20 protein-coding genes are annotated in these 24,784 nt (G+C 66.9%); 16 read left to right on the plus strand and 4 right to left on the minus strand.

Going from position 1 to position 24,784, the window contains the following annotated elements; translation table 11 throughout:
- Window positions 1–48: 48 nt before the first annotated feature.
- The 3 genes from AB4Y79_RS00380 to AB4Y79_RS00390 all read right to left on the minus strand — a co-directional run bounded on the left by AB4Y79_RS00380 (window position 49) and on the right by AB4Y79_RS00390 (window position 6,814).
- Window positions 49–2,064: a beta-galactosidase gene (locus AB4Y79_RS00380; protein ID WP_441857662.1), complete on the minus strand. Its 2,016-nt coding sequence runs from the start codon at window positions 2,062–2,064 to the stop codon at window positions 49–51.
- A 242-nt stretch (window positions 2,065–2,306) separates the two neighbouring features.
- Window positions 2,307–5,609, minus strand: a complete 3,303-nt coding sequence (locus AB4Y79_RS00385) for a family 78 glycoside hydrolase catalytic domain (RefSeq protein WP_441857664.1) — start codon at window positions 5,607–5,609, stop codon at window positions 2,307–2,309.
- A complete protein-coding gene (locus AB4Y79_RS00390; protein ID WP_441857666.1) occupies window positions 5,609–6,814 on the minus strand; it encodes a Gfo/Idh/MocA family protein in 1,206 nt (401 codons plus the stop codon). The genes AB4Y79_RS00385 and AB4Y79_RS00390 overlap by 1 nt, the downstream gene beginning before the upstream one ends.
- 240 nt (window positions 6,815–7,054) lie before the next feature.
- Between AB4Y79_RS00390 and AB4Y79_RS00395 the strand changes: the two genes are divergently transcribed.
- The 7 genes from AB4Y79_RS00395 (at window position 7,055) to AB4Y79_RS00425 (ending at window position 13,059) form a co-directional block, all read left to right on the plus strand.
- Entirely contained in the window at window positions 7,055–7,729 is a 675-nt protein-coding gene (locus AB4Y79_RS00395; protein ID WP_441857668.1) for a YesL family protein, read from the plus strand.
- A gap of 108 nt (window positions 7,730–7,837) precedes the next feature.
- The gene (locus AB4Y79_RS00400; protein ID WP_441857670.1) at window positions 7,838–9,367 is read left to right on the plus strand and encodes an extracellular solute-binding protein; all 1,530 of its coding nucleotides are present in this window, start codon (window positions 7,838–7,840) and stop codon (window positions 9,365–9,367) included.
- The gene (locus tag AB4Y79_RS00405; RefSeq protein ID WP_441857672.1) at window positions 9,368–10,339 is read left to right on the plus strand and encodes an ABC transporter permease; all 972 of its coding nucleotides are present in this window, start codon (window positions 9,368–9,370) and stop codon (window positions 10,337–10,339) included. It begins immediately after the preceding gene.
- A gap of 2 nt (window positions 10,340–10,341) precedes the next feature.
- Complete coding sequence (locus AB4Y79_RS00410; protein ID WP_441857674.1) at window positions 10,342–11,214, plus strand: carbohydrate ABC transporter permease; 873 nt, start codon at window positions 10,342–10,344, stop codon at window positions 11,212–11,214.
- Window positions 11,215–11,237: 23 nt separating this feature from the next.
- Window positions 11,238–11,948, plus strand: coding sequence for a rhamnogalacturonan acetylesterase (locus tag AB4Y79_RS00415; RefSeq protein ID WP_441857676.1), 711 nt, complete (start codon window positions 11,238–11,240; stop codon window positions 11,946–11,948).
- Window positions 11,949–12,620 (plus strand): DUF1961 family protein, encoded by a 672-nt coding sequence (locus AB4Y79_RS00420; RefSeq protein WP_441857678.1) that lies wholly within the window; start codon window positions 11,949–11,951, stop codon window positions 12,618–12,620. It abuts the gene before it with no gap.
- Window positions 12,621–12,681: 61 nt separating this feature from the next.
- Window positions 12,682–13,059, plus strand: a complete 378-nt coding sequence (locus AB4Y79_RS00425) for a DUF7793 family protein (protein ID WP_441857680.1) — start codon at window positions 12,682–12,684, stop codon at window positions 13,057–13,059.
- Between the two features lie 12 nt (window positions 13,060–13,071).
- Here the strand turns inward: AB4Y79_RS00425 and AB4Y79_RS00430 are convergent, their stop codons facing one another.
- Window positions 13,072–14,094: a LacI family DNA-binding transcriptional regulator gene (locus AB4Y79_RS00430; RefSeq protein ID WP_441857682.1), complete on the minus strand. Its 1,023-nt coding sequence runs from the start codon at window positions 14,092–14,094 to the stop codon at window positions 13,072–13,074.
- Window positions 14,095–14,246: 152 nt separating this feature from the next.
- On the opposite strand from AB4Y79_RS00430, the gene AB4Y79_RS00435 reads away from it, so the two are divergent.
- From AB4Y79_RS00435 to AB4Y79_RS00475, 9 genes are all read left to right on the plus strand, one after another.
- Window positions 14,247–14,591 (plus strand): L-rhamnose mutarotase, encoded by a 345-nt coding sequence (locus AB4Y79_RS00435; RefSeq protein ID WP_441857684.1) that lies wholly within the window; start codon window positions 14,247–14,249, stop codon window positions 14,589–14,591.
- Window positions 14,592–14,690: 99 nt separating this feature from the next.
- Window positions 14,691–15,857 (plus strand): L-rhamnose isomerase, encoded by a 1,167-nt coding sequence (gene rhaI, locus AB4Y79_RS00440; protein ID WP_441857686.1) that lies wholly within the window; start codon window positions 14,691–14,693, stop codon window positions 15,855–15,857.
- 6 nt (window positions 15,858–15,863) lie between these two features.
- Window positions 15,864–17,900, plus strand: coding sequence for a bifunctional aldolase/short-chain dehydrogenase (locus tag AB4Y79_RS00445; RefSeq protein WP_441857688.1), 2,037 nt, complete (start codon window positions 15,864–15,866; stop codon window positions 17,898–17,900).
- Window positions 17,897–19,360, plus strand: a complete 1,464-nt coding sequence (locus AB4Y79_RS00450) for a rhamnulokinase (protein ID WP_441857690.1) — start codon at window positions 17,897–17,899, stop codon at window positions 19,358–19,360. Before AB4Y79_RS00445 ends, AB4Y79_RS00450 begins: the two co-directional genes overlap by 4 nt.
- 4 nt (window positions 19,361–19,364) lie before the next feature.
- A complete protein-coding gene (locus AB4Y79_RS00455; protein ID WP_441857692.1) occupies window positions 19,365–20,168 on the plus strand; it encodes a (Fe-S)-binding protein in 804 nt (267 codons plus the stop codon).
- Window positions 20,168–21,640, plus strand: coding sequence for a LutB/LldF family L-lactate oxidation iron-sulfur protein (locus AB4Y79_RS00460; protein WP_441857694.1), 1,473 nt, complete (start codon window positions 20,168–20,170; stop codon window positions 21,638–21,640). Before AB4Y79_RS00455 ends, AB4Y79_RS00460 begins: the two co-directional genes overlap by 1 nt.
- Entirely contained in the window at window positions 21,637–22,266 is a 630-nt protein-coding gene (locus AB4Y79_RS00465; protein ID WP_441857696.1) for a LutC/YkgG family protein, read from the plus strand. The genes AB4Y79_RS00460 and AB4Y79_RS00465 overlap by 4 nt, the downstream gene beginning before the upstream one ends.
- A gap of 54 nt (window positions 22,267–22,320) precedes the next feature.
- Window positions 22,321–23,340 carry an acetylxylan esterase gene (locus AB4Y79_RS00470; RefSeq protein WP_441857698.1) on the plus strand — a complete coding sequence of 340 codons (1,020 nt, stop codon included), beginning with the start codon at window positions 22,321–22,323 and terminating at the stop codon, window positions 23,338–23,340.
- Window positions 23,341–23,582: 242 nt separating this feature from the next.
- Window positions 23,583–24,704, plus strand: a complete 1,122-nt coding sequence (locus AB4Y79_RS00475) for a 3-deoxy-7-phosphoheptulonate synthase (protein ID WP_441857700.1) — start codon at window positions 23,583–23,585, stop codon at window positions 24,702–24,704.
- Window positions 24,705–24,784 lie beyond the last annotated feature (80 nt).

The raw sequence follows: 24,784 nt of genomic DNA on the forward strand, positions 1-24,784 counted from the left end.
GCCGCACCCAAGGAGGCGCCGCCGTCGGCCGTTCCTTTCGGCTTGTGTTTAGCTCTCCGCCACCACCGCGACGCCGCCCGCCGGAACCATGCCGGGGAACGGCCCGCCGGTCAGCAGGTCCATGCCGGCGGCTGAGACGGCGGCGTCCGAACGCGTGTGGTTGATCGCGAACAGGAAGCTCCGCCCATCGGCGGACAGGCGCCGCGTCAGTTCCACGCCGCGATCGGCCGCGGCAACGGGGGAGACCCCGGACTCGGCCAGCAGCTTGTCCACAACCGCCTCAATCCCGTCCGCATCCGGGAAGGTGGCCAGGTACCAGGCCGCTCCGGATCCAACAGCCCGGCGGGTCAGGGAAGGGACGCCGTCAAGCGGGTACTCGGTAAACGCCTGCACTGTCTCGGCGCCGGCCAGGTGGACATGCTCGCTCCAGATGGACGAGGTGGTCCCGTCGCTCAGTTTGAGTTGGACCCCGGCCAGCAGCGGGTGGAACTCCTCTACCCGCGCGCCCAGGAGTTCGCGGAACGCACCCGGGTAGCCGCCCAGCCGTATGTGGTCCTGCCCATCCACGATCCCGCTGAAGTAGCTGACCAGAACAGTTGCACCGGCTGTAGCGGCAGCAGCGATATTGGCGGCGGAGTCATCGGACACGGCGTACAGCGTGCACACCAGCACCAGGTCGTAGCCCTCCAGCGAAGCTGACGGATGCACCATATCCACGGAGACTCCGCGCAGCACGAGGGACCGGTGGAACGCCCTGAGGAGGTCCAGGTACTTCACATCGATGCTGGGCTTGGAATCGATTTCACTGGCCCACCACGCCTCATAGTCAAAGACAATGGCGGCCCGCGACTGGACCCGCGAACCACGCACGGGTTCGAGGCGTTTCAGGGCCGCGCCGAGCTCCACCACCTCATGCCACACCCGCGTGTCCCGTCCGCCGTGCGGCACCATGGCGGAATGGAACTTCTCCGACCCCGCAAAGCTTTGCCGCCACTGGAAGAACATCACGGCATCGGCCCCGCGGGCCACGTGGGCCAGTGAATTGCGCAGCATCTCGCCGGGCATCTTGGGCTGGTTGCGCGGCTGCCAGTTGACGGCCGACGTCGAATGTTCCATCAGGATCCACGGGTCACCGCCCGCAATGCCCCGCGTGAGGTCCGCGCTGAACGCGAGTTCGACGTGCCGTTCCGGGTCCGCAGCCACGAGGTAGTGGTCGTTGGCGATGACGTCCAGGTCCTTGGCCCAGCTGAAGTAATCCATGGACTTGGTGGCACTTGAGGCCATCAGGTTGGTGGTGCAGGGGACACCCGGAGTGACTGCGCGCAGGACCGCCACCAGCTCGCGGTAGTAGTCCATCAGGACCCACGAGTTGAACCGTTGGAAGTCCAGCTGCTGACCAGGATTCAGGGTGGACGGGGCGACGGCGGGCGGCAGGATCTCATCAAAGGAGCCGTAGTTCTGGGACCAGAATGCCGTGCCCCAGGAGGCGTTCAGGGCATCGATGCTCCCGTACCGGCGTTCGAGCCAGGCGCGGAAGGCGGCGGCGTCCTCCTCCCCGTAGAACTCCGAGACATGGCAGCCCAGTTCGTTGTCCACGTGCCACAGCGCCAGCGCGGGGTGGTCCTTGTACCGTTCGGCGAGTACACGCGTGATCCCGGCAGCGTACCGGCGGTAGACAGCCGACGACGGCGTGTAGTGCCGCCGTGAGCCCGGTCCCAGCACGGTCCCGTCAGCCGTCACCGGCAGGATTTCCGGATGCTTGCGGACCAGCCAGGCGGGCGGCGCCGCAGTGGCGGTGGCCAGGGCCACTTTCACGCCGATCCCGGCGAGGTTGTCCATGACCTCATCCAGCCAGCCAAACTCGTAGCGTCCCTCGGCCGGTTCCAGCAGGGCCCAGGAAAAGATCCCCATGCTGAGGAAATTCACTCCCGCCTCCTGCATGAGGTCCAGATCCTCCTGCCGGACGCTCGCAGGCCACTGCTCCGGGTTGTAGTCGCCGCCGAACGCGATGCCCGCAACGTTGCTCCAAACGCTGGACGGGCCTGTGCTTTCCTGCTGTGTCATGGGACTCCTTTGTCAACTGAGGGCGTGCCCGGGAACGGGTAAGCGTTTTCTTGGAAGACGCGAATGCAGTTATTGTATCGTTTCAGACGCAGTGTTAGCCAGCTCACTACACACGTTCCAGGCCGAGCGTTCGCCGCCAATGCCTTTGGGATGAACGGTCCGGTGGTCCTGGCCGCGTTCGCCGAACGGGTCTGGCACAACGGCGTGGAAGGCTTCGGCCTGTTCAACACCGTCAGCCCTGGTCATCGGCCTCCTGCTCTGGCGGCACGGGCGGCGTACCCGGCGCCCGACGCAGACCAGCGGGGCGTAAACGTCCAGGTGCCGGTGTGCACACGGAAGTCCCTGGTGGCGCCGTCGTCGGCGCCCACCGGGGCGGAAAGTACGACGGCGTCATCCGCAGTGGGCCCCTTGACCCCGTACGTGCCGGCGGGCAGCCGGACGGTGGCCGTGGTACCCGGCGGGACCGTGCACTCCAGCTCCACCGAACCACCCTGCCTGCGCCAACTCGCGTGCACGTAGCCGTTGTCCACTGGGATACTGCCGCGGGCATGCTCCAGCCGGCACAACGGCGGCTCGATCACCACCCCGGTACCGCCCGGCACCGCGTACCGGATGCCGAGCAGGTGCTCGAGGATCTCCTTGAGCACGGACGCGGACCAGGCGTGCGACTGGCTGTAGTCGGTGCCCTCGGCCAGGTCCCAGGCTTCCCAGGTGAAGGTGGCGCCGCGGTCCAGGAGGCGCGCCCAGCCGGGCTGGTCCTTCGCGGTGAGGAGGTCAAGGACGGCGCCCGTACGGCCCTGGCTTATCAGTGCGCGGACCAGCCGGTGGACCGTCATGGGGCCTTGACGCATGCCCATTCCGGCGATCCGGGCGGCATCGGTTTCCGCGTGGCCGGGATCGGTGATGCCCAGGGACAGGGGGAAGGACGTGGCGTGCTGGGAAGCGTGCGAACTGGGTGTCCCGTCCTCATGGAGGCCGTCCACCATCACCCCGCCCACGCGCAACCGGGTGCGGATGGCGCCGGCCAGTGAACGGGCGGCGGTGGAGTAGTGGATGGCTGCGTCCTGGTCGCCGGCGGCGTTGCAGAGCCGTGCCGTTGACACCAGTGCCGAGTAGGCCTGGGCGTTGACGGTGGTCTTGGCCGCGCAGTCCATGTCGTAGCCGAACCGGCCGGGCGCGGGCCAGTCCACGATGCCGTGGAGGTAGGGGCCGGAGCCGCCGCCCAGCCTGGTGACCAGTCCCGCCGTCGGGCCTTCCGCCGGAATGTAGCCCAGCGCGTAGTCAGCCGTGGCGCACAGGTGGGGGAGCAGTTCGCGGACCAGGGCCAAGTCTCCGGTCCGCAGGTGGTACTCCTCCGCCCACTCCGGCAGCATCAGGGAGAAATCGGGGATGTCACGCTTGCCGTCGCCGTTGGGATAGACGGCGTTGTACCGGCCTTTATCCGCCCCGGCGCTCCAGTAGCGGCAGGCTGACCAGGCGAACTCCCGCAGCGCCTGCGCTGTGTAGGCGTGTTCGCCGAAGAGCGCCATGGTGGCGTAGGAAATGTTCGCGGCGTCGGCCAGGAACTGGCCTTTTTCCCGGGTGGGGGTGTCCACGAACTGCTCCTGGACGCCGTAGAGCGCAGAATCGCGCAGCAGCCCGACCACGGCATCCAGGGCCGGGTCGGAGCTGCTGAAGCTGCCCTCGCCGGGGTGGCGGCCGTAGACGGTAACGGCGCCGACGCGGGACACGTCCGCCGCCTCGACGCCCGGCAGCTCCAGGTAGCGGAAGCCCAGGTGCACCGAGGCCCGGAACTGCTGGGGCCCGGCGGTTTGGGTGTACGGGAAGGACATGTCCGTGTTCTGGCTGGCCGTCTTCCCGGCGTCCACCCGTCCGTCCGGGCGGAGGACGTAGCCGGCACGGAGCATGACGGTGCGCCCCGGGATGCCGGCCAGGAAGTCCACCTCGGGCCTGGCCGGGATGACGCGGCCGAAATCCGCCACCATGGTGCCATCCTCCGCGGCAAGGAACTGCCGCGGTGCCACGAACTCCCCGCCAAGGATCGTCCGGCGGGCGTGCAGCCGGGGGAAGTCCGACGACGGGTGGCGGCCGCCGTTGATGGCGGCCGGAAGGTCTTCGGTGATGTCCAGGGACGCCGCGGCCTGGCCGTCCAGGTGCTCCACGGGGTCGCCCTCGTCGTTGCGGTAGCCCGACTGCCGGTACGGCGCCTCGCCGGCACACCACCCCGGGCCCGAGGTGAGAACATCCCGCCGTCCGTCGTCGTAATCGACGCTCAGCCGGACCAGGAGGCCGGGGACGCCCGCGGCGCGGCCTTGGCCCGGACCGTACCAGTGGAGCAGGGCCGTCACAGGCACGGGCGTGCCGGCCGGATGTTCGGCCAGGACCCCGGTGACGTCGGCGGCGTCGTAATACCCCTCGCCGGGATAGCCGAATGACGTGGTGCTGAGGCAGGGCGTGCCGGCCACCGAAACCTGCGCGTGGTGGTGTGCAGCCACGAAGAGCCTGGCCCGCCGGACGGTCCCGTCCAGCACCACGGTGTTCCGGAACAGCGTCCACTCATCCGGCTGCCGGTGCGCGGTGGTGCGGTCCCATTGGGCCAGGCACGCGAGGGCGATTTCCTCCCCGGTATCAAAGTGGTGGTCCAGCAGGACGTCCCCGGACCGGCCGGGAACCGTTCCGGTGACGCGGAGCCGGGCGTACTCCGCCTGGCTCCGGGGCCCCTGGTGCAAGGCGGTCATTCCGCCGCCGTCCGGGGAGGCCGGTTCTTCAACCACCAGCAGTTCCGTCCCGTCCAGCGCCACCCGGATGGTTTGCCCGTCATCGCTGATGTCCAGGTCCTGCCATGATCCGGGGCCCGGTTGCCGGCCGCCGGCGGGTGCGGCGGTGCCCAGGACTTCGGAATCCGGGGTGGCGGGGGAGGGGATTTCCCAGTCCGGGGTGCGGCGCAGGACCAATTCTCCGGCCGGGCCCAGCTCGAGCAGCAGGCCGGTTCCGGGTCCGCCGCTTCGCAGGATGATGCCGGCACTCCCCATCACGGGCCGGAGCCGGGCCTCGATCCGGATGCTGCGGAGTGCGGGGCACGGAACAGGCAGGAAGGGGGAGCCGGCCACCCGCAGGGCGTGGTTGTGGATTTCCATCGGGGCGCGTCCGCCCGGCGCCCGGCTGATCCAGGTGGCCTGCCAGGAGGCATCCGTGAGGCCGGTGCTGAAGGCCTGCGGTGAAGACCACGGGCCCGGGTTGCCGGCAGCATCACGGATGCGCAGGCGCCAGGCGAAGTCGGCATCGTCTGCCAGCGCGGGACCGCGATAGGGAACGCCGCGCTGGGACGCCGAAGCCACCGGCCCCGAATCCCACACCACCGTGCCCCGGGCGTCCCGGACTTCAAGCTCATAGCCGGTCTGCCGCGCCAGGGCGGGATCGTCGTCGTCGTCCTGGCCCAGCTGCCAGCTGAAGCCGGGGGCCGGCGAGGCGGTCAGGCAGGCGGACACTCCCTCCGTCAGGAGGTTAACTGCGTGGAGTTGCCCGCCGGATTCCTGGCCGTTCATCAGCAGGCCGGAAGATCGAAGGTGGCCGGGGCGGAGACGGCCCAGGGGAGCCCCAGCTCGCTGAAGGTGGCATGCTGCCGGCCCGCACGCTCCAGCGCGTCCTCGATGCCGATCACCACGGCGTGGGCTGAGTCGCCGTCGCCCTCCCACCGGACGTGGGCGGGATCGATGGGCGCGGGGAGCGGCGCCGTCCGGATGGCTTCCAGCACCAGCATGAAGGCCCCGCTGTCCAGCAGGCTGCTGGTGAGCGGGGCGGCGGTGGCGCGGTGCGCCAGGAGATTCTCCGTCAGGTCGTCCCGGCCGTACGTTTCCTCCCGGCGTCCGGCGCCGGTCTCAATGCTGAGCCGGTCCTCGGTGTAGTGGAACACGGCGGTCCCGGCCGAGCCCTGGAGGGTCACATATGGCTCGACGGATTCGGACGCGCAGATGGTCAGGGCGCAGGTGATGGGCAGGCCCGACGTGGTGTGGATCCGGATCACGGAGGTGTCATCCGATTCGATCTTGTTGGCCCGGTACAGTTCGGTCTCCACGGACGCCACGTCCGCGGTGGTGCGGGCCCCGGCAATCCGAAGGGCGGTTGCAACGGCGTGGGCCAGCGGATTGGTGGCCACGCCGTCCACCACGTCAACTCCGTTGATGCTGCGCTTCCCGGCCCAGCGGGAGCGTTTGTAGTAAGCCCGGTCCCGGACCCACCGGCCGGTGGCCGAGATGCCCTCCAATGTTCCGATGGTTCCGGCGGCGAGCAGTACGTCGATGGCCGCCAAGGCGTGCGAGCCGAGGCTCTGGAAGCCGATCTGGACTCCCCGGCCCGACTCCGCCGCCGCAGCGCACAGCCGGTTGAAATCGGCAAGGGACGCGACGGGAGGTTTTTCCAGATACAGTTCCGCGTCCGTGGCGAGGGCAGCCAGCGCCAGCGGGGCATGCGTCTGGATCGGGGTGGCCACGATGACCAGGTCAAGGTCCGGGGTTGCCTGGAGGAGCTCGTCGAGCCCGGGGTGGACGGCGGCCGACGGCGGCAAGGCACCGGGTTCCGGCGGCTGCGGGTCGGCAACTGCCACCAGTTCGACGACGCCTGCCGCCTGCAGGCGTTCCAGGTTCTGCAGGTGATGGGTGCCAAAGCCGTGCACGCCCACCAGGGCTACCTTCGCCGCAAGCCTGGTGGTGGTTCCGGCGTCGTTGCCGGCGGCTTCCGTTGCCGTTCCCATTGGTTCTCCGTCCTGCCCGTCCGGGCGCCAGCTCGAGCCGCCCGCAGGGTTCCAGCAAGCGCTTTCCACCTTTCAGTGTGCGGCATTGGGGTATTACCAGTCCAGTTATGTAACGATTCAAAATTTCACTTGACCACAGTGCGGGTGCGGGTCTAGATTTCGAGAAACCGATTACCAGGGTGATGCGGGACACTTTCCGCCACGCCTCTGCAACGATGGAGAACAGAAGGGAGCCCTGCCATGCTGTCCGGGACCTTCAGTGCGCGTGCCTACTCATTTTTTGACACGCTTGTGTGGATTGCGGGCCTTAACCTGCTGTGGATCGCCTTCACCCTGCTGGGCGGTGGCGTCTTCGGCGCCGGGCCCGCCACGGCCGCGGCGCAGATCCTGGTGCGCAAGCGGGTCCGGGGGGAGGCGGCTCCGCTGGTACGCGGATTTGCGGCCGGATATACCAGGAACTTTGGCCGGGCGAACATCCTCGCGCTGCCGTTCATGGCCGTCTCCGTGGCGCTCGCCCTGAACTGGAACTACTTTTCGACGGGCCGTGGGATCTTCCCCCAACTGGTTGCGGCGGCCATCTTCGTTGCCGCGATCTTCCTGGCCGGCGCGCTCTGCTACGTGTTCCCCATGTATGCGCGTTACGAACTGCCGCTGCTGCAGTACCTGCTGACGTCGTCGCGGTTTGCCGTGCGGCATCTTGCGGGAACGGTCATCCTGCTCTTCGTCTCCGCCGCGGTGGTGTACGCCAGCATGGCCCTCCCTGGCCTGGTCCCGTTCTTCAGTGTTGGGGCCTGGCTCTACCTGACCGGCTGGCTCTGTGACCGCTTCTTCGCCGCGAATGACGAATCCGTGGCCGAGGTCCTCGCAGTGGAGTCGGACAGCCTGCCTGCCCTGCAAGGGGCTTCCACCGCCTGACCCCTGTCCTGCCGGGCGTGGCTCCGCCATGCCCGGCGATCTAATGAAACGTATCAATCCTGTGGCCGGAAGGCCCAATCAACCCCAACGAAGTGGAAAAGGAAGAACATGATCCGCAGGAAACTTTCCCTGGCCGCCGCCGTGGCCACTGCCGCGGCCCTGTCCCTGACGGCCTGCAGCGGAGGTGACGCCCCTGCCGCCGACCTCACCTCTGTGTCCATCATGGCCCCCTTCCTTGAGGCGCAGCCGCCCGGCGCGGACGGTGCCGTGCAGAAGAAGCTGGAAGAGATTACCGGCAAGCAGGTAAAGATCAACTGGGCGCCCAACGCTTCCTACGAGGACAAGACCAACATCACGCTGGCGGGTTCGGACATCCCGCAGGTCATGGTGATCCAGGGCAAGAGCCCGGGGTTCGTCAAGAACGCCCAGGCCGGCGCGTTCTGGGACCTCACCGACAAGCTGGACAAATACCCCAACCTCAAGACCACCTATCCGGACATCCAGAAGAACGCCAGCGTCAACGGCAAGGTCTACGGCATCTTCCGCGGCCGCGCCCCGATGCGGACCGCGGTCATGTTCCGGCAGGACTGGCTGGACAAGCTGGGCCTGCAGCCGCCCAAGACCGTCGAGGACCTGTACAAGGTGGCCAAGGCCTTCACCGAGCAGGACCCGGACGGCAACGGCAAGAATGACACGTACGGGATCACCATTCCCAAATGGGGCGCGCTGGGAAGCAACAGCCCCTACGACGTGATCGAGGAATGGTTCGGCGCCGGCAACCGCTGGACCGAGCGGGACGGAAAGCTGGTACCCAGCTTCGAGACCGACGAGTTCCTCCAGGCTGATCGCTTCATCAAGAAGATGGTGGATGAAAAGCTCATCAACCCCGACTTCGCCACGTTCGACAGCACCAAATGGAATGAACCGTTCTTCAACGGCAAGGGCGGCATCATCGTGGACGTCGATTCCCGCGTCAGCGTCCTGATCAATCTCTTCAAGCAGGCAGACCCCAACAACTTCCAGAACAAAGTGGGGTTCGTGGGCAACCTCGAAGGCCCCGACGGCAAGCTGCACGCCCACCCCACCGACGGCTACTCCGGCTTCCTGGCCATCCCGAAAGCCAGTGTCCGGACGGAGGCTGAACTGGGCAAAGTCCTGGATTTCCTGAACACCCTGAATGGCAAGGACGCCGGCATCCTCCTGAACAACGGCATTGAGGGCGTCAACTTCACAGTGGTGGACGGCAAGGCCGCTCCGGTCAAGCCGGAGACGGACGCCAGCAAGGCCGTCAGCACAGACATCAAGAGCTACGCCCAGCTGGGCATGAACGTTACCGGCAACCAGTTCTACCCGGTCAAGCAGGCCAGCGACTATGAGCAGCAGGTCTTCGACAAGCGCACGGACGTCATGGCGGCGGACCTCAAGAGCGCCGTCTACAACCCGGCAGCGCCTTACGTTTCCCAAACGTATGTTGCCAAGGGAGCGCAGCTGGACAACATCGTGGCCGATGCCCGGATCAAGTACCTGGCCGGCCAGATCGATGAGCAGGGCCTGAAGGACGCCATCAAGCTGTGGGACACCAGCGGTGGCGACAAGGTCAAGGAAGAGATCAACAAGCTCTGGCAGGACAACAAGTAAATGGCAGCCCCCGTCGTCGAGGCTGAGGCGCGGGCGGCCACACGGCCGCCCGCCCGGGAACGGAAGAACGGCAGGTTCTCCGTCCATTTCGCGCACTACAAGTGGCTGTACCTGCTGCTGGTGCCCGGCGTGGTGTACTTCGCGGTGTTCCGGTATGCCCCCATGTATGGCGTGTCCATCGCGTTCAAGGACTACGTCCCGTTCCTGGGGGTGAACGGCAGCCCCTGGGTGGGCGTGCAGAACTTCGAGGATTTCTTTGCCAACCCGGACTTTCCCAGGCTGTTGGGCAACACCCTGATCCTGGCTTTCCTGAACCTGGGCATCGCCTTCCCGCTGACCATCGTCCTGGCCCTGCTGCTCAATGAGGTACGCCTGTCCATCCTCAAGCGCACGGTCCAGACGCTGGTGTACATCCCGCACTTCCTCTCCTGGACCATCGTGGCGTCCTTGAGCTTCCTGCTGTTCGCCCTGGACATCGGCCCGCTGTTCCAGTTCCTGAACAACGTCATGGGGACGCACATAGATTTCCTGTCCGATCCGGCCTGGTTCCGGCCCTTGATCGTGCTGCAGGACATCTGGAAGAACACCGGCTGGGGCACCATCATCTTCCTGGCCGCGCTGTCCACCGTGGACCAAGACCAGTACGAGGCGGCGATCATCGACGGCGCCGGGCGGTTCCGCCGGGTCTGGCACATTACGCTTCCCGCGATCCGGTCCACGATCATCGTGATGCTGATCCTGGCCATCGGGCAGATGCTCAACACGGGCTTCGAACAGATCTACCTGATGACCAATGCCCTCAACCGCGAGGTGGCGGACGTCTTTGACACCTACGTCTACTTCGTGGGCATCACGCAGGGCGCCTACAGCTATTCCACGGCGGTGGGCCTGTTCAAATCCCTGGTGGGCATCGTGCTGATCTTCGGCACCAACTGGCTGGCCAAACGATTCAACCAGAGCGGACTGTTCTAGCCATGAAAATCCACAACACCCGCGGCGGCCGGGTTTTCGACGCCGTCAACTATGTGTTCCTCGGCCTGATCGGCATCATCACCCTGCTGCCGTTCATCTACGTCTTCGCCGGGTCCTTCGCCACCGAAGCGGAGATCACGCGCCGGGCATTCTTCGTCTGGCCCGAGCAGTTCACCCTGGGCTCGTACGAATACATCTTTGCCACCCCGGCGTTCACCCGCGCCCTGGTCACCACCATCCTGGTCACCGCCGTGGGCACCGTGGTCCAGCTGGCCTTCACCGTGACCATGGCCTACCCGCTGGCCAAGAAGAGCCTTCGCGGCAGGAACGTCATCCTGTCCCTGGTGGTCTTTGCCATGGTCTTCTCCGGTGGCATGATCCCCACGTTCCTGCTGGTCAAGGACCTGGGCCTGCTCAATTCCTACTGGGCCCTGATCCTGCCGGCGGCCATCAACCCGTTCAGCCTGATCATCATCAAGAACTTCTTCCAGGAACTTCCCGCGGAGCTTGAGGAATCAGCAAAGATGGACGGCGCCACCGAGATCGGAATCCTCTGGCGGATCCTGCTGCCGCTGTCCAAGCCCGTGCTGGCAACGTTCGCGCTCTTCTACGCGGTGGGGATCTGGAACGACTTCATGTCACCGCTGCTGTACTTGAGCGACAACTCCAAGTGGACCCTGCAGATGTACCTGCGCCAGGTCACCGCCGCCTCCGACCTGCTGGGCACCGGCAACGTGGACCCCAACTACATCCCGCCGGAACAGGGCATCAAGTTTGCGGTCATCGTGGTGGCCACCCTGCCCATCCTCATCTTCTACCCGTTCCTCCAAAAGCACTTCGCCAAGGGCATGCTCATCGGCTCCGTCAAGGGCTGACCCCGTACTACAGAAAGAACACCATGAAAATCCTGCTGGCAGGAGACTCCACGGTCGCCGACTGCCCCACCCAAGAGTTCCCGATGAGCGGCTGGGGAACGCAGCTTCCGCCGCACACCTACCGGTGGGGCTCGGTGCACAACTTCGCCAAAGGCGGGGCAAGCACGGAATCCTTCCGCGACGAGGGGCTCTGGGCGGAACTGCTGGCCGAGGCCGGCCCCGGGGACGCGGTGCTCATCCAGTTCGGCCACAACGACCAGAAGAAGCAGCACCTCGCCGCACGCACCGGCTACGCGGCGAACCTGCGCACCATGGTGGACGAGGTTCGCGCGGTGGCCGCTGCGCCGGTCCTGTGCACCCCGGTGGAGCGGCGGCACTTCCTGGACGGGAGGCGCCCGGGCAACGGTCCGGCGTCGGGCGCTGCCCTGGAGGCAAGCCTGGAGGACTACCCAGAGGTGGTCCGCGAACTCGGCCTGGAGCTGGGTGTCCCGGTGATGGACCTGAACGCCTGGACCCGGGACCTGTACCTGAGGCTGGGGAGCGACGGCTCCCGGAAGCTCTTTTGCCACTTCGCGCCCGGTGAGCATGCGCGCTGGCCCGGCGGCCTGGCCGACAACACCCATTTTTCGCAGCAGGGTGCCACGTTGGTGGCGGGGGAGGTGGCCCGGCAGCTTGGCCGGTTGGGCTACGGTGCCCTGGAGCCGGCATTGAGTACGACGTCGGGACAGGGCTAGATGGGCGCCGCGGGCTTGGAAACGGGCGTCCTCTACAGCAACCCGCTGGCAGGACCGGACGATGTGGCCGCCTGGGTGGCGGAAGGGCCCCTGGGTCTGGGGAGCCACAACGGGGCACTGGAGCTGTCCGGCACGCTGGATGACGGCGAGTTCGGCGACCATGCGCACTGGACCTTCTGGTGCCCCGAGGAGTTCCCGGACGGCATCCGCATCAGCTGGGAATTCCTGCCGCTCGCCGAACCCGGCCTGGCCATGCTGTTCTTCGCGGCCGCCGGCCAGGACGGGCTGGACCTGTTCAGCCCGGCACTGACGCCCCGCACCGGGTACTACCCGCAATACCACTCGGGGGACATCGATGCCCTGCACGTCTCCTATATGCGGCACAAATATCAATCCGAGCGGGCCTTCCGCACCTGCAACCTGCGTAAGAGTGCCGGCTTCGAACTGGTGGCCCAGGGCGCGGATCCGCTGCCGCCCGCGGAGGATGCCGTCGACTTCTACCGGCTGGAAGTGGTGAAGGACGGGCCCCTGGTGGAGTTCGCCATCAACGGGTTGCTGCTTTTTCACTGGCATGATCCGTCGGACAAAGTGCTTGCCGGCGGGCGGATTGGATTCCGCCAGATGGCACCGCTCCGCGCTGCCTACCGCAACCTGACGGTGGAGAAGCTTTAGGACCCTTCCGTACTGGGGCAAGATGGGAGACATACATTTGCCCACTGGAGGGAGGCGGGACATGGAACCCGTATTGGTCGACGGCGGCAAGGGGACGGTGCAGTTGCAACCGGACGGCATCATCCATCTCATCTGGCAGCCCAAGGTGCGCATAGAAGTCCAGGACGCGCAGGCGGCGATGGCTGCCGTCAACGACATCGCCGGGGACGGCAATTACCCCATGCTCGTGGACATGGCCACCACCGAGAACGTCAGCAGGGAGGCTCGCGGAGTGTTCTCCATCCCCTGCGCCGCCAACCGCATCGCCCTGCTCGGGGCAAGCCCGGTGGACCGGATCATCGCCAACTTCTTCCTGGGCGTCCACATCCCGCCGTGCCCCACACGCTTTTTTACGTCGCGGGAGGAATCCATGAAATGGCTGCAGCAGGCCGGGAAGTAGCCGCCCGGCGGGTCAGCCGGCTGCAGGCGCGGCCGTGCTCTGCCGAACCACCAGTTCGGGCGTGAACACGACTGCCCGGTGGACGGGATTCTGCGATTCCACCTCTTCGGACAGCAGTTCGATGGCAGTCCGCCCCAGCAATTCTGTGGGCTGGCGGATGGAGGACAGCGGCACCACGGCGGAGACCGCGAAGTCGATGTCGTCGTAGCCGATCAGCGCGACGTCCTCCGGGATGCGGAAGGTGTGCGTCATGGTGAGTGACTGCATGACGCCCAAGGCCAGGAGGTCGTTGGCGCAGAAAATTCCGTCCGGAAGCTCCGCGCGGCCCCGCTGCACCAGCATGTCGCCCACGCTCCGGCCGGCAAGGACAGTCTGCCCCGCCGAGTCCAGGACCTCCAGCGTGGCGTCCGGCTCCTCCTTGACGGCCCGCCGGGCCCCCTCAAGGCGGTCCGCTACCTGCCGGATGGAGGTGGGGCCACCCACGAAGGCCAGCCGACGGCGGCCCGTGTCCAGCAGGTGCCGGGCGGCAAGGTACCCGCCGGCGTCGTCATCCACTGCCACCGAGCTGAACTTTGATTCGTCGGCCAGCCGGTCCACCAGGACGGTGGGGATGCCGCGCTCGCGGAGGAGGTCCAACCTGTCCGTGACATCGCCCACCGGGGAAATCAGCAGGCCCTGGACGCGCTGCTCCTGGAAAAGATCGATGTAGTTCGCTTCCCGGCCGGCGTCATGTCCGCTGTCCCCGAGCAGCACGGCACTTCCCTGAAGGGCGGCCGCGTCCTCCGCCGAGCGGACCACGGAGGTGAAGAAGGGGTTGCCCACGTCAAGGACAATGAGGCCGATGGTGCGGCTGTGGCCAACCCGGAGCTGGCGGGCGGCGTCATTGCGGACAAAGCCCAGTTCGTCGATGGCGCGCAGGACCCGTTGCTTGGTCCGTTCCGACACCCTGTCCGGGTAATTCAGGACGTTTGAGACCGTTCCCACGGCCACGCTTGCGTGGGTGGCAACGTCCTTGATGCTGGCTGTCCGGTTCATCGATTCTCCGTGTTGATGTGTCCGCGGCAGGGCGTTCCGCGCAGGCGATCAAAAGTTTCTCGCCATTGCTTGACACCTGCTCAGGTTCAACTGTACTTTGAATCGTAACAATGAAACGATTCAAAACACTGCGGGTTTGAACAGGAGTACCAATGAGGGTGTGTTTCCGTTCCTCGGTCCAGCCGGCGCTCATCGATGAATACCGTCGCAGGCACGCGGCGGTTTGGCCGGAGATGCTGCTGGCCCTCAAAGACGCCGGCTGGCACAACTACTCCCTGTTTCTGGGTGAGGACGGGCTCCTGGTGGGGTACGTGGAGTGTGACGACTTTGACGCCGTCCGCGCCCGGATGGCCCTGACGGAGGTCAACGCCCGCTGGCAGGCGGAAATGGCAGCACTCTTTGAAGACTCCGGCCAGGCGCCCGATGAGGGGTTCCAGGTACTGGAAGAAGTCTTCAACCTTGACAGCCAGTTGGCTGCCCCACCCTCCGCGGGCTGACCGCCGGAACACAAAACCTCCGCAACAGCAGGCACCACCAGCAGCACAGCTCCAGCAGCGGGGCACCAACTACACGAACCAGACACCGGAAAGAGCATCATGAACGACGTAGCAACGGCGCTGGGCAGGCTCGAGGAGCTTGCCATCGAAGTCCCCTCATGGGCCTATGGAAATTCAGGCACGCGGTTCAAGGTGTTCGGCACCCCCGGCACGCCGCGCACGGTCCAGGAAAAGATTGCGGACGCAGCGAAGGTCCACGAGTTGACCGGGCTGGCCCCCACCGTGGCCCTGCACATCCCGTGGGACAAGGTGGATGACTACGCCGCCCTGAAGGAGTATGCGGCCGGACTGGGCGTGGGGCTGGGCACAGTCAATTCCAATACCTTCCAGGACGACGAATACAAGTTTGGTTCCCTGACCTCGTCCAACGAGTCGGTCCGCCGCCGCGCCATCGACCACCACCTGGAGTGCCTCCAGATCATGCACGCCACCGGCTCACGCGACTTGAAGATCTGGCTGGCGGACGGCACCAACTATCCGGGCCAGGATGACATGCGCGGCCGCCAGGACCGCCTGGCCGAGTCCCTGCAGGAGGTCTACGCCGCCCTGGGTGATGAGCAGCGGCTGGTGCTGGAATACAAGTTCTTCGAGCCGGCTTTCTACCACACCGACGTTCCGGACTGGGGCACCTCCTACGCCCAGACCCTGGCGCTGGGGGAGAAGGCCATGGTCTGCCTGGACACTGGCCACCACGCCCCGGGGACCAACATCGAGTTCATCGTGATGCAGCTGCTGCGGCTGGGCAAGCTGGGCTCCTTCGACTTCAACTCGCGCTTCTATGCGGACGATGACCTGATCGTGGGTGCCGCCGATCCTTTCCAGCTGTTCCGCATCATGCACGAGGTGATCCGGGGCGGCGGTTTCGGCAAGGACTCCGGCGTGGCCCTCATGCTGGACCAGTGCCACAACCTGGAAGAGAAGATCCCGGGCCAGATCCGGTCCGTGCTCAACGTCCAGGAAATGACGGCCCGCGCCCTGCTGGTGGACACCGCTGCCCTGGGCGAGGCACAGCGCGCCGGGGATGTCCTGGGCGCCAACGGCATCTTCAACGATGCGTTTTACACCGACGTCCGGCCCATCCTGGCCGAATGGCGTGAATCCCGCGGCCTGCCCGCGGACCCGATCGCTGCCTACAAGGCCAGCGGCTACCAGAAACAGATCAACGAGGACCGCGCAGGCGGCCAGCAAGCCGGATGGGGCGCATAACCAGCCATGAGCAATAAGACTGTTGAACACCTGATTTCCCGTTCCAACCGCCTGGGCGCGGACAAGCGGAACACCAACTTCGCCGGCGGCAACACCTCCGCCAAGGGCACTGAAAAGGACCCGGTCACGGGCGAGGACGTCCAGCTGCTCTGGGTCAAGGGCTCCGGCGGTGACCTGGGCACCCTTAAGGCACAGAACCTTGCGGTGCTGCGCCTGGACCGGCTGAACGCCCTGAAGAACGTCTACCCGGGTGTTGAGCGTGAAGACGAGATGGTGGCCGCGTTCGATTACTGCCTGCATGGCAAGGGCGGTGCCGCCCCCTCGATCGATACGGCCATGCACGGCCTGGTGGACGCCGCGCACGTTGACCACCTGCACCCGGACTCCGGCATCGCCATTGCCACCGCCGTGGACGGCGAGGCCCTGACCACCAAGATCTTCGGTACCAAGGTGGTCTGGGTTCCCTGGCGCCGCCCCGGGTTCCAGCTGGGCCTGGACATCGCCGCCATCAAGGACGCCAACCCGCAGGCCATCGGCACCATCCTGGGCGGCCACGGCATCACCGCCTGGGGCGCCACCAGCGAAGAGGCCGAGCAGAACTCGCTGTGGATCATCGAACAGGCCGAAAAGTACATCGCCGAGAACGGCAAGGCCCAGCCTTTCGGCGCCAAGCTGCCCGGGTATGCAGCCCTGCCCGACGCCGAGCGCCGTGCCAAGGCCGCAGCCCTGGCACCGGTGATCCGCGGCCTGGCCTCCACGGACAAGCCGCAGTTGGGGCACTTCAGCGATGACGCCGTCGTCCTGGACTTCCTGGAAGCCGCCGGGCACCCGCGTCTTGGTGCCCTGGGCACGTCCTGCCCGGACCACTTCCTGCGCACCAAGGTCAAGCCACTGATCCTGGACCTTCCGGCGGACGCCTCCATCGAGGACTCCATCGCCAGGCTGCAGGAACTGCACGCCGACTACCGCGAGGACTACCAGGCGTACTACGACCGCCACGCCGAGGCCGATTCCCCGGCGCTGCGCGGCGCGGACCCTGCCATCGTGTTGGTGCCCGGTGTGGGCATGTTCTCCTTCGGCGCCAACAAGCAGACCGCCCGGGTTGCCGGCGAGTTCTACATCAACGCCATCAACGTGATGCGCGGCGCCGAGGCCATCTCCACCTACGCACCGATCGAGGAATCCGAGAAGTTCCGGATCGAATACTGGGCCCTGGAGGAAGCCAAGCTGGCGCGGATGCCCAAGCCCAAGTCCCACGCCACCCGCATCGCGCTGGTGACCGGTGCTGCCTCGGGCATCGGCAAGGCCATCGCCACCCGCCTGGCCGCGGAAGGCGCCTGCGTGGTGATCGCGGACCTGAACCTGGAAAACGCCCAGAAGGTGGCCGAAGAACTCGGCGGCCCTGATGTTGCCGTCGGTGTCCAGGCCGATGTCACGGACGAAGCCCAGGTTTCCGCCGCCATCGACGCCGCCGTCCTGGCTTTCGGCGGCGTGGACCTGGTGGTCAACAACGCCGGCCTGTCCATCTCCAAGCCGCTGCTGGAAACCACCGAAAAGGACTGGGACATGCAGCACAACGTCATGGCCAAAGGTTCCTTCCTGGTGGCCAAAGCCGCGGCGAAGGTAATGATCGCGCAGGGCCTGGGCGGAGACATCATCTACATCTCCTCCAAGAACTCCGTGTTCGCCGGCCCCAACAACATCGCCTACTCCGCCACGAAGGCAGACCAGGCCCACCAGGTGCGCCTGCTGGCAGCCGAACTGGGCGAGTACGGCATCCGTGTCAACGGCATCAACCCCGACGGCGTGGTCCGCGGCTCCGGGATCTTCGCCGGCGGCTGGGGCGCCAAGCGCGCAGCCGTGTACGGCGTGGACGAGGAGAAACTGGGCGAGTACTACGCCCAGCGCACCCTGCTCAAGCGCGAAGTCCTGCCCGAGCACGTGGCCAACGCGGCCGCCGTCCTCACCAGCAACGAACTGTCCCACACCACCGGCCTGCACATTCCCGTGGACGCCGGAGTGGCCGCAGCCTTCCTCCGATGAGCACCGTTCCTGCCGCCGGCGTGTTTGCCGCCGTCGACATTGGCGCCTCCTCCGGCCGGGTCATGCTGGGCCGCGTCGCTCCCGGCACGGGGGTGTCGCTGGAGACCGTCCACCGCTTCCCCAACGGCGTGGTGGAGATCGACGGCGGCCTCCGCTGGGACTTCGACGCCTTGTTCGCCGAAGTCCTGGCCGGCCTCCGGGCCGCAGCCGCCGTGGCCTCGGCGCAGGGCGAAACGATCGCCAGCATCGGCATCGACACCTGGGCCGTGGACTACGGCCTGGTCAACAAAGCCGGCCGGCTGGTGGCGCAGCCGTTCAGCTACCGCGACGACCGCAGCCGGGCCGCCGTGGCATCGGTCCACGCCAAGCTGGACCCCGCGCTGCTGTATGCCACCACGGGGCTGCAGTTCCTGCAGTTCAACACCATCTACCAGCTGGCCGCGGAGCGGGACCTGGACGGGCTGCAAGCCTTGCTGATCCCGGACCTGATCGCCTTCCTGCTCACGGGCGTTCGCCGGACCGAAGCCACGAACGCCTCCACCACCGGGCTGTTCGACGCCGTGGCGGGAGAGTGGGCCACCGGGTTCTTTGCTCGGCTGGGGCTGCGGAAGGACCTGTTCCCGCCGCTGATCCAGCCCGGCGAAACTATCGGCACGCTCCTGCCGGAGATCGCGGCTGCCGTGGACCTGCCGCAGGACACGAAGGTGGTGGCCGTCGGCTCGCACGACACCGCGTCCGCCGTCGCCGCGGTTCCCGCGGAAAAAGTGGACTTCGCGTACATCTCCTCCGGCACGTGGTCGCTGGTGGGACTCGAATTGCAGCACCCCGTGCTCACCGAGGCCGGCAGGGAAGCGAACTTCACCAACGAACGCGGGGTGGACGGCACCATCCGGTACCTGCGCAACATGGGCGGCCTCTGGCTGCTCAGCGAATGCCAGCGGACCTGGGCCGGCGAAGAATTCCGGCCCGAACTAACCGACCTGCTCACGGAAGCCGCGGCCCTTCCGGCCGGCGGCCCGCAGGTCAACGCCGACGATCCCTACTTCATTGCCCCGGACAACATGCCCGAGCGCATCCGTGCGGCGGTCCGCCGCACCGGCGAGGTGCTGCCCGGCGATCCCGCGGCCATCACCCGCTGCATCATGGACAGCCTCGCCAGTGGTTACGCCCGGACCATCACCGCTGCCGAACGCCTTGCCGGCCGTGCAGTGGAGGTGGTGCACGTGGTGGGCGGCGGCTCGCAGAACGCCCTGCTCTGCCAGCTCACCGCCGACGCCACCGGACGTCCCGTCATCGCCGGCCCGGTGGAAGCCACGGCGTTGGGCAACGTCCTGGTCCAGGCGCGCGCGGCCGGAGTGGTCGACGGCGGGCTGCCGCAGCTGCGCAGCATCATCGGGGCATCAACCAGCCTTCGCCGCTACGAACCAGTGGAACTGCCCGTGAACGCCGCCAGGAATTGAACCCATGAAAATCGCACTTTTTGCCACCTGCATCGTGGACGCCATGTATCCACGCGCTGCCACGGCCACGGTGGCCGTCCTGGAACGCCTTGGCCACGAGGTGGTCTTTCCCTCCGGGCAGGCCTGCTGCGGGCAGATGCACGTCAACAGCGGCTACTTCAAGGAAGCCCTTCCCGTGGTGGCCAACCACGTGCGGGCTTTCGAATCCGAGGACTATGACGTCGCCGTGGCGCCGTCCGGTTCCTGCGTCGCTTCGGTGAAGCACCAGCACCCCATGGTGGCCCGGCACGCGGGGGACACCGGCCTCGAAGAGCGGGCTGCCGCCGTCGGCAAGAAGACCTACGAACTGTCCGAACTCCTGGTGGACGTCCTGGGTGTCACCAACCCGGCGGCGCAGCTGGGCTCCTACTTCCCGCACACCGTCACCTACCACCCCTCATGCCACGGCATGCGGCTGCTCAAACTGGGTGACCGGCAGGCCGGACTGCTGCGCGGCGTCAAAGGCCTGGAACTGGTGGACCTGCCGGAACCAGACCAGTGCTGCGGCTTCGGCGGCACTTTTTCCGTCAAGAACGCGGACGTTTCCTCCGCAATGCTGGCGGACAAGACGGCGAACATCCGCGCTACCGGCGCCTCCGTGTGCGCCGGCGGCGACTACTCGTGCCTGATGCACATCGGCGGCGGCCTGTCGCGGCAGGACGCCGGGGTGGGCACCCTCCACCTGGCGGAGATCCTTGCCAGCACCGAAACGGATCCGGTGTCCGTTCCCGGGCCCGTCGGACAAACCGTCAAGGTGGTGGTCAAGTAATGTCCCGCACCCCGATCGGGATGCCCGGCCTGCGGCCCGGCATCGGCAACCTGTTCGCCGAAGAAAAGTTCCCGTCCGCCGCCCGCCGCGAGCTCGGCAACAGCCAGCTGCGGAAGAACCTGAAGCACGCCACGTCCACCATCCGCACCAAGCGGCTGGCCGTCACCGGCGAGCTGCCGGACTGGGAGGAGCTGCGGGAGGCGGGGAGTGCCTTGAAGACCTCCGTCATGGCCCGGCTGCCGGAACTCCTGGAGGCCTTCGAAGCCAACGTCACCGCCCGCGGCGGAATGGTGCACTGGGCCCGCGACGCCGACGAGGCCAACGCGATCATCCACCGGCTGGTCGCAGCCGAGGGCGTGGACGAGGTAGTCAAGGTCAAGTCCATGGCCACCCAGGAAATCGGCATGAACGAATACCTGGAAGAGCGCGGCATCTCAGCCTTCGAGACCGACCTTGCCGAGCTCATCGTCCAGCTGGGCCACGACAAGCCCAGCCACATCCTGGTCCCGGCCATCCACAAGAACCGCACCGAAGTCCGCGACATCTTCCTGAAGGAGATGCCCGGTGTCGATCCCGACCTCACGGACGAACCCCGCCGGCTGGCCATGGCCGCCCGCGCCCACCTGCGGGCCAAGTTCCTCACCGCGAAAGTGGCGATCTCCGGCGCGAACTTCGGCATCGCCGACTCCGGCACACTGGCTGTGGTGGAGTCCGAGGGCAACGGCCGGATGTGCCTGACCCTGCCCGAAACCCTGATCACGGTCATGGGCATCGAGAAACTGCTGCCCACGTTCTCCGACCTGGAAGTCTTCCTCCAACTCCTGCCACGCTCCTCCACCGGCGAGCGGATGAACCCCTACACCTCGCTGTGGACCGGCGTCACCGAGGGCGACGGGCCGTCAAAGTTCCATGTGGTCCTGCTGGACAACGGCCGCACCAACGCCCTGGCCGACGAGATGGGACGCTCCGCGCTCCACTGCATCCGCTGCAGCGCCTGCATCAACGTCTGCCCGGTCTATGAGCGGGCCGGCGGCCACGCCTACGGCTCCACCTACCCGGGACCCATCGGCGCCATCCTGTCGCCACTGATGACCGGCATCGAGGCGGAGGAGAACGGCTCGCTGCCGTATGCGTCCTCGCTCTGCGGCGCCTGCTACGACGCCTGCCCGGTGAAGATCAACATCCCGGACATCCTGGTCCACCTCCGCGGCAAGGACGTGGACGCCCACCGCGGCGGCCTTCCGTCCCAAATGGACGTGGGGCTCAGGGCAGCCTCCTGGGCGCTGTCCGACGGGCGCCGCCTGGCCGCCGTCGAAAAGCTCCTGCCCCTCGGCCGCGCCGCCGCCGGACGGGACAAGAAGATCAAGAAGCTGCCCGGCCTCGCCGCCGGCTGGACCCAAAGCCGGGACATCCCGGCACCCCCGGCGCAGTCCTTCCGTGACTGGTGGGCCAAGGAGCACAAGGCACCATGAGCACCCGCGAACACATCCTCGCTGCCGTCCGAACGGCACTCAAAGACGCCCCAGCCGTCCCGGACATTCCGCGCAGCTACCGGCTGGCCGGCAAAGCCGATGCCCGGCGGCGCATCGAGGTGCTGGTGGACCGGCTGGAAGACTACAAGGCCGGGGTCACCGTGGTGGACGAAGACGCAGTCCCCGTTACCATCCGGGACCTCCTCGCCGGTGCCGGCACCTACGTGGTTCCCGCCGGCCTTGACCAGGCATGGCTGGCCTGGGAGACGGACCCGGCACGGATGGTGTACGACGGCGGCGGGCACGGAGCGCGGTCCGTCACCGAACTCGACGCAACAGACGCCGTCGTGACAGCCAGTGCGGTGACCGTGGCAGAATCCGGAACCATCATCCTGGACGGGAGCCCGGATCAGGGCCGCCGCGCCATCTCTCTCATCCCGGACCACCACGTCTGCGTGGTACGCAGCCAGGACATCACCGCGATCCTGCCCGAAGCCCTCCGCCGGCTCGACGGCACAAAGCCGCTCACCATGATCAGCGGACCCAGCGCAACCTCGGACATCGAGCTCGAACGCGTCGAGGGCGTCCACGGGCCCCGGCGGCTGGATGTCGTCATCATCCGGTGAAGCTGACGTAGGCTGCAACCAGGCCGCCAACCACCCCTGACAGAACGGACAACGATGCCCCTCTTCGACCTCCCCCTGGCCCAACTGCGCAGCTACACCTCAGACGTCACGCCGCCGGCGGACCTGGGCGCGTTTTGGGACGCCACCCTCGACGAAGCACGTGCCGTCCCGTTGAACGCCACCTTCGAACCGGTGGAGAACCACCTGACCTTGATCGATACCTTTGACGTCACCTTTTCCGGCTTCGGTGGGGCACCGGTCAAAGGCTGGCTGCACCTGCCGGCCACCCTCGAAGAGGGCGCCCGGCTCCCGGTGGTGGTGCATTACGTCGGCTATTCCGGCGGTCGCGGCCTGGTCAACCAGGACACCCGCTGGGCGCAGGCCGGGTACGCGCACTTCATCATGGACACCCGCGGCCAAGGGTACGGCGGCCTGGTGGGTGACACGGCTGATCCGCACCCGTCCGCGGGCGATGTGGCCCACGCCGGCCTGATGACGAGGGGCATCGCCAACCGCGAGGACTACTACTACCGCCGCGTCTACGTGGACGCCTTCCGAGCCGTGGAGGCAGCCCAGGCGCACCCCGCCGTCGACCCCGCCAAAGTGGTGCTTGCCGGCGTCAGCCAGGGCGGCGGCATCGTGGTGGCCACGGCAGGGCTCACCGCCGGACGGCTCGACGGCGTCATCGCCGCGCTGCCCGATGTCCCGTTCCTGCAGGACTTCCCGCGCGCCATCGACATCACCCCGCGCGGGCCCTACCCGGAGATCGCCCAGTTCCTGGCGCGCCACCGGGACCGGTACCAGCCCGCACTTGAGGTCCTGAACTACTTCGACGGCGTCAACCTGGCCCGGTACGCCACGGCGCCCGCGCTGTACTCGGTGGCCCTGATGGACGATATCTGCCCGCCGTCCACTGTCTTCGCCAGCTTCAACGCCTACGGCTCGGGCACGTCCGCGGGGTCCTCCACCGGCGCCGCCAAGGAGATCGAGGTGTACCGGTTCAACAACCATGAAGGCGGCCAGGAACACCACTGGATCCGGCAGCTGCAGTTCCTGCGCAAGCTCTTGGGCTAGGCGGGCGCAGGAAATGTGACGGACACTGATTTTGCGGTAACGGGCGGCAGGGCTATGGTCTTTCCCATGACTAACCGTTGGTATGCGTATTTTTCGTTGGCTCTGGAGGGGCCCGCGTCTAACTGACACGCATCCAACCCACCTTCAGAGCCAACAGGGCAGAGATGATTCTCTGCCCTTCGCCGTTTCTCCGGCGGGTTCTGAAATCCGGGCCCGCTTCCCATCTGGAACAGGACCCGAACATGAGCACCGCAACAGCAGCAGCCACCGCCGCCGGCACCAAGTCCACCTCGAACCTGCGCGTCAGCGAATTCACCGCGCTGCCCACCCCTTCCGAACTCCTCGCGGAACTGCCCCTGGACGCCCGGGCGGCTGACGTCGTCGAACGCGGCCGTGACCAGGTGCGCGCCATCATGGACGGCGTGGATGACCGCCTGCTGGTCATCGTGGGGCCCTGCTCCATCCACGATCCCAAAGCCGGGCTGGAATACGCCCGCCGGCTGGTCAGCCAGGCGGAAAAGCACAAGGAAGACCTGCTGGTGGTCATGCGGACCTACTTCGAAAAGCCCCGCACCACCGTGGGCTGGAAGGGCCTGATCAATGATCCCCGCCTCGACGGGAGCCACGACATGGTCACCGGCCTGCGCACCGCCCGGCAGTTCCTGCAGCAGGTGTCCGCGCTGGGGCTGCCCACCGCCACCGAATTCCTGGAGCCGATCAGCCCCCAGTACATGGCGGACCTGATCTCCTGGGGCGCCATCGGCGCCCGGACCACCGAAAGCCAGATCCACCGGCAGCTGGCCTCCGGCCTCTCCATGCCTATCGGCTTCAAGAACGGGACCGACGGCGGGCTGCAGGTGGCGATCGACGCGTGCGGCGCCGCGGCGGCGGCCCAGGCGTTCCTCGGGATCGACGGCGACGGCCGGGCTGCGCTGGTGGCAACGGCCGGGAACCCGGACACCCACGTGATCCTCCGCGGCGGACGCAAGGGTCCCAACTACTCAGCCGCCGACGTCGAGCGGGCGTCCGGGGAACTGGCTGGAAAGGGCCTGAACCCGCGCCTGGTGGTTGACGCCAGCCACGCCAACAGCGGCAAGAGCCATCACCGCCAGGCCGAGGTCGCGCTGGAGATCGGTGCCCAGCTCGAGGACGGGGGTGCAGCTGCGCAGGCGATCGCCGGGGTCATGCTGGAAAGCTTCCTGGTGGGCGGCGCCCAAAACCTGGACGTGGCCGCGCACGCGGCCGGCAGTTCCGCACTCGTGTACGGCCAGAGCGTCACCGACGCCTGCATGGATTGGGACGTTTCCGCCTCGGTCCTGGACCAGCTCGCGGCCTGGGCACGGAAGCGGCGGCAGGCGAAATAGTGGCTTTACCTACTTTCACATCTGCCACATGAACATCTAGAGTATCTTCTTAGGTGATTGGTGGATGGCTCAGCATCTGA

It is taken from the genome of Pseudarthrobacter sp. YAF2 (genome assembly GCF_052113345.1).
Classification (GTDB): Bacteria; Actinomycetota; Actinomycetes; order Actinomycetales; family Micrococcaceae; genus Arthrobacter.